At 66.3% G+C, this 839-nt stretch carries 1 protein-coding gene; it reads right to left on the reverse strand.

The features are described 5' to 3' along the window. Nucleotides 1-593, reverse strand: a 593-nt coding sequence (locus B2W70_RS04485; protein WP_286743283.1) for a DUF2341 domain-containing protein, incomplete at its 3' end; no start/stop codon positions are given. Nucleotides 594-839 lie beyond the last annotated feature (246 nt).

The following is an 839-nucleotide window of genomic DNA, read 5'->3' on the forward strand; positions in this document are numbered from 1 at the left end:
CTGCCGGCGGCCTTGAGCTTGTCGGAAGACCACTGCAGCGGCTCTCCGTCGAGGCGAGCGGCCACGCCGATCAGGCCGTTGACCTCGCGCACCACGGGGCCGGACGATGCGACCTGGCCCGACGCGTCGGTGGCGGGCTCACCGGCTTTGCCAGCGAAGGTGATGGCCGCAGCCATGCCGCCATCAAACAGCGCGGGGCTGGTGGCCTCGGCGGCTGCGGCTTCGTTGCCAGCGTAAACGTGCACGACGTTCTTGTCGGTGCCCGGCAGGGTGTTGGGCAGCTGAACCCAGACCACGGCCAGTTCGTTGGCGCCGTCAAAGCGTTCGACCCAGAACTTCAGGGGCGTCTTGTCGTCGGCGGCGACCACGCGCAGGTCGGCGCCATCGGGCTTGGCGCCCAGGAAGTCGAAGTTGCCCGAGTGCAGGCGCACCGGCACGACGACACCGGAGAGGGCTTCTTTGGTATCAACGCCCGCAGCGGTGGTGTTGAGGACCACCTTGGTGCGCTGCGTGTAGTCGGCGTTCCACCAGGCCTGGGCGGCGCCGGGCATGAGCGCGGCGGCAGCAAGAAGGGACAGAAGGTGTTTGCGCATGGTTGGCGTCATCCAGATCAGTTCAATTCAGGGGAGGTGTCACACCGCCGGGTCCGTCGGGATCACGGACAAACCCGGCATGTTTGCGTCTTCACGTGACAGCATCACGACAGATTCGCGTCACTTCTTCTTGTCGTCGCCTTCGCTGTCTTCATCCTTGTCCGAGCCGAAGCCCAGGAAGTCGAGCAGCAGTCGGCGTTTGGGCGTTGAAGTACCGCGCGATTCGGCCTGGCTCGGGCCCGCCGC

The organism is Aquabacterium sp. UBA2148 (genome assembly GCF_002328915.1).
In the GTDB taxonomy this organism is placed as follows: Bacteria; Pseudomonadota; Gammaproteobacteria; order Burkholderiales; family Burkholderiaceae_C; genus Aquabacterium; species Aquabacterium parvum.